Annotated in this window: 7 protein-coding genes; 3 read left to right on the plus strand and 4 right to left on the minus strand. The window is 41.8% G+C overall.

Features of this window, described 5'->3' with window-relative positions; translation table 11 throughout:
- Positions 1-31: 31 nt before the first annotated feature.
- A complete protein-coding gene (locus WBA23_RS23655; protein WP_424584745.1) occupies positions 32-1,309 on the minus strand; it encodes a PAS domain S-box protein in 1,278 nt (425 codons plus the stop codon).
- A 240-nt stretch (positions 1,310-1,549) separates the two neighbouring features.
- Here WBA23_RS23655 and WBA23_RS23660 point away from each other — a divergent pair, with 240 nt between their 5' ends.
- Genes WBA23_RS23660 through WBA23_RS23670 form a run of 3 tightly spaced genes read left to right on the plus strand, consistent with a single transcriptional unit; the run spans position 1,550 to position 4,165 of the window.
- Complete coding sequence (locus tag WBA23_RS23660) at positions 1,550-1,858, plus strand: hypothetical protein (RefSeq protein ID WP_424584746.1); 309 nt, start codon at positions 1,550-1,552, stop codon at positions 1,856-1,858.
- A 12-nt stretch (positions 1,859-1,870) separates the two neighbouring features.
- Positions 1,871-3,397, plus strand: coding sequence for a M20/M25/M40 family metallo-hydrolase (locus tag WBA23_RS23665; protein WP_424584747.1), 1,527 nt, complete (start codon positions 1,871-1,873; stop codon positions 3,395-3,397).
- Between the two features lie 60 nt (positions 3,398-3,457).
- Complete coding sequence (locus tag WBA23_RS23670; protein WP_424584748.1) at positions 3,458-4,165, plus strand: flavodoxin family protein; 708 nt, start codon at positions 3,458-3,460, stop codon at positions 4,163-4,165.
- Between the two features lie 17 nt (positions 4,166-4,182).
- Here WBA23_RS23670 and WBA23_RS23675 read toward each other — a convergent pair whose 3' ends face one another.
- The 3 genes from WBA23_RS23675 to WBA23_RS23685 all read right to left on the minus strand — a co-directional run.
- Entirely contained in the window at positions 4,183-5,643 is a 1,461-nt protein-coding gene (locus tag WBA23_RS23675) for an efflux transporter outer membrane subunit (protein ID WP_424584749.1), read from the minus strand.
- A 14-nt stretch (positions 5,644-5,657) separates the two neighbouring features.
- Complete coding sequence (locus tag WBA23_RS23680; protein ID WP_424584750.1) at positions 5,658-8,852, minus strand: efflux RND transporter permease subunit; 3,195 nt, start codon at positions 8,850-8,852, stop codon at positions 5,658-5,660.
- Positions 8,853-9,225: 373 nt separating this feature from the next.
- The coding region (locus WBA23_RS23685) for an efflux RND transporter periplasmic adaptor subunit (protein WP_424584751.1) at positions 9,226-10,219 on the minus strand (994 nt) is incomplete at its 5' end.

Below are 10,219 nucleotides of genomic sequence, written 5' to 3' on the forward strand. Positions count from 1 at the left end.
GAATTAAGCGACTTTTTTCTCGCTAATTGGCTCAGTAAAACGTTTTGGTAATTTCTTTTATCATTTCATCGATCTCCTCTCCAGCTAACCGGATTTTTTCAATGTAGTTTCGCTGTTCGTCATTAGAGGCCTGATCTTCCTTTAGCAATTGAGTAAGCCCTAATAATCGACTCAACGGGGCTCGTATTTTATGAGAGTTAAAGAAGGAATATTCAGCAATCTGCCGGTTACGGATAAGCAAACTCTCTTCCGCTAGTACCCGATCCGAAATATCTACCATTCCCCCCACCATTCGGACAATCTGGTTATTCTCGTCCTGAAAAAAACTACCTTTATCGTACACGTAGGCGTACGATCCATCACTACGTAAGAACCGGTATTTATCAAACCAGTTATTGTGTTTTTGCTGAATAAAGTGGTTAATACGATCTACCACTCGTTGCTGATCTTCTGGATGAATATGCTTCTCCCACCATTGGACAGTCGGATCCACTTGATCAGGATTATAGCCGAAAATTCGTTCCATGCCATCGTTCCAGGTTAGGGTATTGTCGATTAGACTCCAATCCCAAATGGCATCATTTGTTGCACGATTGACTATTTTTAACTGTTCTTCACTGGTACGTAGGGCTTGTTCAATCGTTTTCTGTTGGCGCAAATCCCGCACTATGCTCACTAGGCAGTCTTCACCGTTTATAGAAATAATTCGGGCGTTTATTTGTCCATCCGCTAATTCTCCTCCTTTAATACGATATTTAGCCTCCATGAAGCTTGCCCCTTTGTTAGATAAGTCGTGAGTAAGCTTATCGCGTTCTTGGGGAACACACCACAGTCCAATATCTAGCACTGTATTACCAATCAGTTCGTCCCGTTGGTAACCCGTAAGCTGTATAAACCCCTGATTTACTTCCAAAAACAACCCATCCGACATCCTAGTGATACTGATCGCATCTGGGCTAAGGTGAAAAACTTTATGAAATTTCTCTTCTGCTATGCGATAGGTTTCTGTTTCCTTACCATCGTCAGCAATTGGACTGAGCGCTAAGAAGTAAGCTGGTTGATTGTGGGATAAAAATGTATCGATTGATAGTGTAAGAATATTTTTTGGGGAACTTAAGCACGAACACCTAACCAACTTCGGTAGAAGCGATAAGTTACTGATCAGGTTACTCCATTCGAGAGAATCACCTTCTAAGCTAGATAGTTGTAAACTAGTGAATGCTTTGGTATCATTACTTTCAAAATCAAATAGCTGCTGAGCGGCTCGATTAGTAGATTGAACCCTACCCAGCTGATCAAGCTCAACCATAGGTTCGCGACTATGGTAGGCAACTAATTCCAGAAATGTAGTAGGGTGCGACAAAATGATAGGTGATAGTTGGCAGTTTCAATTTACCAAAAAAAATAAAAAAAAGCATTTAATTAAGTAGATTTACTCAGTATTATTATCGTGAAGACGATGAATAAGAAGAGAAAATTAGTTGTTTTTCTCAGTTAGTGTTTCTAAAATGCTTAAGATTACAAACTCTAACCTTCAACTCGTTATTATATGGATAAGAAGCGCATCGTCAAAGACTACGAGCTCTTGCCCGAAGAAATTATTGAGCGGGTAAAAGCTGAATACCCCTACGGATTTGAAGACAATCTAATTACCTTCACCAATCGAGAAGGCAAAAAGGTATCGGCCCTTCCCTTTGAAACGGAAAAAATTTATTATTTAATACGAATGACAGTTTTAGAGGCCCGGCAAATCATTGAAGATGATGACGATTATGATGAGGATGGCACGCTGCGCAGCGATTTTTCTACAGACGATGAATTTGATGAGGAGGATTCAGATGACGACAGCTCATACTGACTTTTTGCATCTATGAAAATAGCTTTTCTTCTATTTGTTAGCCTCTGGATTTGGAATACTGCTTTTACCCAAGCATTATCATCTAGCAAAATACAGTCACTTTCAAAACAGCAACTACCGGGAGCTTGGACCGACCTTCGCGCCCTACTTAGTTTACCAAACGATGCTCATTACCCAAGGGATATTGAACCCAACATAAACTGGCTTGATAGCGCGTTTCAAGATCGAGATTTTCGTACGCAGCGTCTACCTACTAGCGGTGAGATTCCTCTTTTATTAGCCGAACGCCAATTTTCTTCTTCTGGCAAAACGGTTTTAATTTACCTACAAGCCGATGGGCAGCCAGTAGATCCCAGTCGCTGGAATCAGTCTCATCCCTTTACGCCAGTCCTTAAAAGTCAGATGGAAGATGGTAGTTGGCAGAAGGTGGATTGGGAACAGCTAACCCCCGAAGCTAATTACGAAGATTGGCGAGTTTTCGCGCGCTCGGCCTCCGACGCGAAAGGACCAATTATCATGTTTTTGGCGGCATTAGATGCTATGCAGCAAGCTAATTTTACGCCCAACTACAACATCAAAGTAATTATTGACTTTGAGGAAGAGTTGGGTTCTCCCAAGCTACCCGCTGCGGTTGAAGAACATCAGGAAGCACTTGCAGCCGATATGCTCATCATTTACGATGGGCCGCCTCACATTACTAACCAACCTACGTTAAAATTTGGTGCCCGCGGTATTGCCACTATCACGCTGACTGTATATGGCCCCCGGGTGCCTCAACACAGTGGACACTACGGAAACTACGCTCCCAACCCCGGCTTCCGGCTCAGTCATTTACTTGCTTCTATGAAGGATAAGCGAGGCCGGGTTACTATTCCCGGCTTTTACGATGGCATTGAACTGGACGCTAAAACCAGGGAAGTGCTTCGGCAGGTACCTGATGATGAGTTGGCTATTCAGCAGAAGCTTGGGATTGCCGAAGCTGATCAGGTCGGAGCAACCTATCAGGAAGCACTGCAGTACCCCTCACTTAATCTTCGAGGTCTTTCTTCCGGTTGGGTAGCCCAACGGGTGCGTACTATTGTGCCCAGCACCGCTACCGCCGAAATTGACATTCGGTTAGTAATGGAGAGTGACCCCAAACGGCTGGTTCGTTTGGTAAGAGAACACATTGAGCAGCAGGGCTACTACTTAGTCGATAGCTTACCCACTGATAAAGAACGGTCTACTTACGCAAAGATCGCTTTTTTCCGTTCTCAAATTTCTTATCCGGCCTTTCGTACCAATCTGGATAGTGAAGTAGGAAACTGGCTGTCTGCTGCTTTAGCGCATCATTTTGGTGAGCTTCCCATTAAAATTCGTACAACGGGTGGCTCGGTTCCGATTGCGCCTTTTGTTAATACGCTAGGGATACCCGCTGTTATTGTGCCTACGGTTAACCCTGATAATAATCAGCACAGCCCCAACGAAAATATCCGGTTAGGGAATCTAACCCGCGGCATTGAAACGTATCTGGCTATTCTTGCTCAACCTTTACCCTAAGATTGTCGGGGGCCTTACAATCAATTCTAATTGCTTATATCTATCTTAGCTGGAAAAACGATGACTACTGATTTTTCTAACCTTTCTGCTTTATTCCTTAACTGCACGTTAAAGAAGACTCCTGAACTTTCTCACACACAAGGTTTAATTGATATTTCCCGCCAGATTATGGAAAAGCAGGGAGTAAAGGTAGAAACACTTCGCCCGATAGACTACTCGGTTGCTTTTGGTATATATCCCGATATGACCCAACACGGCTGGTCTGAAGATGCCTGGCCGGAGATTAATAATAAAGTGCAAGCTGCTGATATTTTAGTTCTTACGACTCCCATTTGGCTAGGTGAGAAGTCTTCCGTTTGTACGCAGATAGTAGAACGATTATACGCTTTCTCTAGTGTTCTTAATAACAAAGGGCAATACGCCTACTACGGTAAAGTGGCGGGCACACTCATTACTGGTAATGAAGATGGAGCCAAACATTGCGCGATGAACATTCTGTACTCATTACAGCATTTGGGCTATACTATCCCCCCGCAAGCCGATGCCGCCTGGGTGGGCGAAGCGGGTCCGGGCCCCTCCTACCTCGATGAAGGCTCAGGTGGGCCAGAAAATGACTTTACTAATCGTAATACCACTTTTATGACCTGGAATCTGTTGCACCTCGCCCATATGCTTAAGAAATCCGGCGGTATCCCTGCTTACGGCAACCAACGCTCTGAGTGGGACGCTGGCTGCCATCCCGATAGTCCTAACCCTGAATATCGGTAGGGCCCGCTCCTTGTTTTTTACTTCCAGCCACCACCGAGGCTACGGTATAGCTCAATGTTAGCGATGATTATCTGCCGTTTAATATCGGCTAAATCTAACTCGCTTTGGAGGGCATCTTCCTGAGCATTAATTACTTCCAGGTAGTTGGCAAACCCGCTTTGAAATAGCAGCGAGGCATCTTGAACTCCCTTAGTGGTTACAGTTATACGGCGTAGAGCAATACTGTATTCTTCCCTTAGTTTCTCGATAGTGACTAAAGCATCGGAGACCTCTCTGACCGCTAGAACAACGTTGTCTCTGAAATCCAGTTCAGCTAACTGACGTTCGGCCACGGCAATATTATAATTGGCTTTCAGCCGCTTATTTTGAAAAATGGGCTGAAATATGGCTCCATTAAACAAAGCAAAACCCGATCCCATCGGGTTTAAAAAGCTTTCAAATATAAAAGAGTTTAAACCGGTGCTGGCATCAAGTACCAGAGAGGGATAGCGCATAGCCTGATTGACACCTACCTGAGCGTTGTTTGCAATTAACTGATATTCGGCGGCGGCAATATCCGGACGGTTGGTGATAAGTTCTAATGGCACCCCGGTAACGTACCGTTCGTCAAACGCCACATCTTCTAAATCTTGCTGAATATTAATTGGTTGGGGGTAACGACCCAATAGTTGGTTCAGGCGATTTTCCAGCAAGGTATATGACCTTTCTAGCTGCGGAATTAAGGACTCGGCTCTTAGAATCTGAGATTCAGTTTGCTGTATTGCCAATGAAGTAGTTTCATCAGCTTGAAACTGAAGCTTCACAATTTCTAATGTGTTTCTTCCCAATTCTAAGTTTCGCTCAGCTACCGCAATCTGCGAATTAATCATTAACATATTGTAGTAAGTGGAAGCAACCTCGGCTACAACCGCTGTTTGTACTGCTTTCTGAAATTCCTGGCTCTGCATGAAAGAGGCTTGGGCCGCTTCTTTCTGCCAACGTAGTTTCCCCCACAAATCTACCTCCCAACTAGCAAATATAGAGGTGGTGTAGGCCAACCGCTCGGTATATAATGTGTTAGGTGGATTTTCTCCGTGGTTACGTCTCGCTCGGTTGGAACCAAAGTTGTTGAAATTTTCAGAGAAGTACTCCCGATTAAACCCAAAGGGCGAAATTCCCACGTTAGGGTAAAAATTAGTCCTAGACTGTTGAAAAGCCTGATTACCAATTTCTATTCGCTGAATCTCTCGCTGTAGATCAAAGTTATTAACTAAGGCTGAATCAATTAATGAGATAAGGGCAGTATCCTCGAAATAATCTCGCCAGTTTACATCAGCTAGATTGCTTTGATCTACTGAGTTGGTATCCGATTGAATAATGTTTCCGTAGTAGGTCTCAATATTGACGACATTGGGCCTAACGTAATTTTCACCTACCTTACAGCCAATAGCCGTTAGTACAATGAAACAGCCAGGTATTAATTGCTTGATAAAATTCATGATCAATAACTTACTTAAGTAGTTTTTACGCTAAACCGCTCATTCAATTGAATAAATACATAGGTCAGCACCGGAATAATTATAATCCCTAATAATATGCCTGTTATCATTCCTCCTGCCGTGCCAATACTAACAGATTTGTTGCCCACTGCCGATGAGCCTTCAGATAACATTAATGGTATAAGACCAACTACGAAAGTTAGCGATGTCATTACGATAGCCCGGAGCCGCAATTCGCTTGCACCCAATACGGCACTCAAAATATCAGCCCCAGCTTTTCGCTTTTGGGAAGCGAATTCTACAATTAAAATAGCGTTTTTTGATAGTAGCCCTATTAGCATAATGATTCCTACCTGTACGTAAATATTATTGTCAATTCCGGCTATATTAATAAAGGCAAACACTCCAATAATACCGGTAGGTAATGATAACATTACGGCCATTGGTAACCAAAAACTCTCGTATTGAGCTGCTAGAATGAAGTATACCAATACGATACTGATGATAAACACAATAATAGAATCTGAGCCAGACTTTTTCTCTTCCAGGCTCATACCAGTCCATTCAAAATTGAGACTTGCTGGTAAAGTTTTCTCACTAAGTTCTTCAATTGTTTTCATTACATCTCCGGTGCTATAGCCTTCGGCAGGAGTAATATTGATTCTGGCGGCAGTGTATAAATTATAGCGCGTAACCGTCTCAGGTCCAAAGGTTTCCTCTAGTTTAACAATAGTATTTAACGGAACCATCTCATTATCACTATTCTTTACATAGATAGCATTGAAGGCTTCGGGACTTTCTCGGTAAGGAATATCGGATTGCATGTATACTCCGTATTGGCGGGTGAACCTATTAAAATCACCTACTCTGGTGCGGCCAAAATTTGATTGTACGGTAAACATCATATCCTTCACACTTATGCCTAGTGCCTTTGCTTTTTTATAATCGATGTTGAGCCGGTATTGGGGATAGTTAGTATTGTAAGAAGTAAAAGCGTTGTCAATCGCCTCTTGCTGTGAAAGCTCAGCGATAAACTCATTTACTAAAACACCGAATTCACTAAGATCACCGTCAGAACGATCTTGCAGCATAATCTGGACACCATCAAAGTCACCAAATCCTTGTACGGTAGGGCGAGGATACATATTTAATCCTTTCACTTCACTAATGACGGATAATTTGCTCATTAAATGCTTAATGAGCTCTTTAATGTCTTCTATTTCGCCTCGATCACCTATATTTTTCAATAATACGTAGCCCAAACCAGATGATGGACTTTCTGAACCACTTACAATATCGTAACCAGAAACTGTATTAACCCGCTCTACTGCTGGTTCCATTTGAAGAATTGAATCGGCTTGTACTAGTACTTCGTTCGTTCGGTGGAGTGAGGCTCCTTCTGGCATCCTGACAGTAAAAATTAGAAAGTTATCATCTTCGGTGGGAATAAAAGCTTGCGGGGTACGATTAGCTAGGAAAACGGTAATTACAACGACAGCAAAAAGACCAATTAAACTAATCCATTTGTACTGTATTGCTGTTCGAGTCAATTTTATGTACTTCTGTGTAAACCTGTCAAAGAGGTTATCAAATTTACGCAAGCCTAACGACCCAATTACCTTTACTTTTTGAACTTTCTTTGACTGTTGTATTTTGTCAACTACCGTATTTTCTGCTTTTTTCGTGCTTTCCCCATCAATTTTCTTTTCCTTACTCTTATACAGCAATACAAACATTACAGGAGCCAAAGTGAGGGCAATGATTGCGGAAATTACGATAGCAATAATAATAGTATAAGCAAACTCCTGATAAAATACCCCTACCGGACCTTGCAAAAAAGCTACCGGAAGAAACACCGCTGCCATTACGATCGTCATGGAAATAATAGCGCTTGTAATTTCGGAAAGCGTACTGTCAACGGCTTCACGTACATCCATGTTGTAGTTTTGCATTTTCTCAAAAACTGCCTCTACTACCACAATAGCATTATCAACCACAATTCCGATAGAAAGTACAATGGAGAACATACTTAGTACATTCATCGATACACCGATCATGGAAAGAAAAAAGAAAGTGCCCACCAGGGATATAGGGATGGTGATAGCCGTGATAACGGTTGCTCTAATATCCTGAAGAAATATAAAAACGACTAAAAACACGAGAAGAAAGGCCTCAATCAATGTTTTCTTAACATTGCTCATTGACTCATCTATCTGATCCCGCACACTGTAGGTAATCTCGTAGTCAATACCTTCCGGGAAAATCTTAGCCTGCTCTTCCAAAATTTTTCGTACCGCTTTATCAATTTCTACCGCATTGGCTCCACTTTGCTGTACAATATCAATCGTTACAGAAGAGCGACCATCCAACCGGTTTTGGCTGGTATAATTCGATGCACCAAACTCAATACGAGCTACGTCCCTTAAATGTAACTGCAACCCATCTTCTTCAGATTTGATTACAATATTTTCGTACTCTTCCGGTTCGCTAAATCTTCCTTCATGCTTCAAAGCTATTTCAAATACCTCGTCAGAGTTTTCACCAAATTTACCGGGAGCTGCTTCAAAGCTTTGATCTCTAATTTGTTGGTAAACATCCCGAGGAGTGAGTCCGTACACGGCTAACCTTTCGGGATTTAGCCAGATACGCATGGCATAGTCCCGTCGGCGCAGAATTGCTGCCTCGGCCAAGCCTTCCACTCGCTTCAACTCACGCCGCACATTCATTCGGGTATAAGCATTTAGAAAAGTCTCATTATAGGGTGAGTTTTCTTCCGTAGAGAAGATGTTAATCGTCATCAGTGTACCCTTTAACCTCTTCATTACCGTGATACCTGATTCAAGCACCTCGGGGGGAATTTGCTGTACCACCGTAGAAATTCGATTTTGAATATCTACCGCCGCCAGATTAGGATCAGTTCCCGGTTCAAAGTATACGGAAACCCGTCCCTTGCCCGAGTTAGTGGCTGTAGACCGAGCATAGGTCATGTTTTCGGTTCCATTGATAGCTTCTTCTATCGGCAATAGCACCGATTTAGCTACGGTTTCTGCATTACCACCTGGATAATATACCTGTACACTTACGCTGGGAGGTGCTATTTCGGGGAACCGCTCTACTGGGAGTTGGGAAATACTGGCTGCCCCCCCTAATACAAGTAGTATTGATATTACCAGCGCAAACACTGGTCGATCAATTATCTTTTTTAACATAGCATACTGATTTAAAATAAATCCTCAGTTCTATTACAACTGAAAGATTGAAATGAAGGAGATGAAATAAAGATTGGCCTAGTAATGATACAAAAGAGCAGAGAAAGTCGGATAATGAAAAGAACTAAATTATTAGCATTTTCAATTTCAGTAAACCAATGGAATTGAATCTTTTTTTTTCTAAAGTGGTGGTTAGGATAATAGGATACATTGTAGCTTTAACAATAGAGGCGCTCTAAAAATCACTAAACTAACGTAGCGGAAGAATCCACAATATAATACAACAGAGCAACTTCCAGATAATGGTTGAGATATTATCTGGAAGCAAGTAAAAAAAATAAAATTTTAGGATTACTTACCGCATTTACAATTGCTACTGTATAGTAGTTGTTGCGTTATCTACCACCAGCTGACCAGGATTCATAGGATTCACTTTCACCCCATTGGCTAGTTTGTTAATTCCTGAAACCACGATCTTATCGTTGGCATTCAGTAAATCATCACTAACAATATACTTTCTTCCAGTTCGCCCCTCAATCTCTATCTCTTTCCTCAATACAGTGCTGTCTTCTTCCAGGAATTGAAATACAAAGCGCTTGTCTTGGATAGAAGTAGTTGCCCCTTGTGGTATCAGAATTGCATTAGGATATATTTGCTCCATAATAATTTTTCCAGTACTTCCCGAACGCAATAATGTATCTGGGTTATCAAATTTTGCCCGAAGATTGATGGAACCGGTTGACTTATCAATTTGACCAGAATTAGCATCAATGCGACCAGATCTTTCATATACCGAGCCGTCAGACAATACCAATTTAACTTCACTATTCATTTTTTTAGAGGTAGAATCTCCTTTCATTCGCTCGTAATAAAGATAATCAGACTCACTCATTGAAAAATAAACATAAACATCTTTCACGTTAGAAAGGATGGTTAAGGGATCATCATCCGCTTTTTTGACTAAATTACCTATTGACTTAGGTATCCTCCCCATGAATCCACTTACCGGAGCTTTAATGGTAGTAAACTCAAGATTTATTCTCATGTTGGCCGCTGCTGCTTGTGCCCGATCCAATGAAGATTGAGCAACTTCATAGTCCGCTAAAGCTGTTTCCATTCTTACTGCAGAAATAACTTCATTGTCAATAAGGGGCTTAATACGGTCGATCTCAGTCCTTGCTTTGCGAAGTTTGGCTTTTTCAACTTTCACATTAGCCATCGCGTTATTTAAATCTTCTTGGTAAGGTTGGCTATTTATTTTAAATAAAGACTGGCCCTTTTTTACGAAGACTCCCTCGTCCACATAAATTTCTTCAAGAATTCCATCAACTTGAGGGCGAATAGCCACATTTTCAACACCTTCAATA

The organism is Tunicatimonas sp., assembly GCF_049647865.1.
GTDB lineage: Bacteria > Bacteroidota > Bacteroidia > Cytophagales > Cyclobacteriaceae > Tunicatimonas.

Coding starts and splice junctions, on each gene's coding strand:
- WBA23_RS23675 (WP_424584749.1), bottom strand. CDS start 5,643: ATGAATTTTATCAAGCAATTAATACCTGGCTGTTTCATTGTACTAACG.
- WBA23_RS23665 (WP_424584747.1), top strand. CDS start 1,871: ATGAAAATAGCTTTTCTTCTATTTGTTAGCCTCTGGATTTGGAATACT.
- WBA23_RS23655 (WP_424584745.1), bottom strand. CDS start 1,309: ATGGTTGAGCTTGATCAGCTGGGTAGGGTTCAATCTACTAATCGAGCC.
- WBA23_RS23680 (WP_424584750.1), bottom strand. CDS start 8,852: ATGTTAAAAAAGATAATTGATCGACCAGTGTTTGCGCTGGTAATATCA.
- WBA23_RS23660 (WP_424584746.1), top strand. CDS start 1,550: ATGGATAAGAAGCGCATCGTCAAAGACTACGAGCTCTTGCCCGAAGAA.
- WBA23_RS23670 (WP_424584748.1), top strand. CDS start 3,458: ATGACTACTGATTTTTCTAACCTTTCTGCTTTATTCCTTAACTGCACG.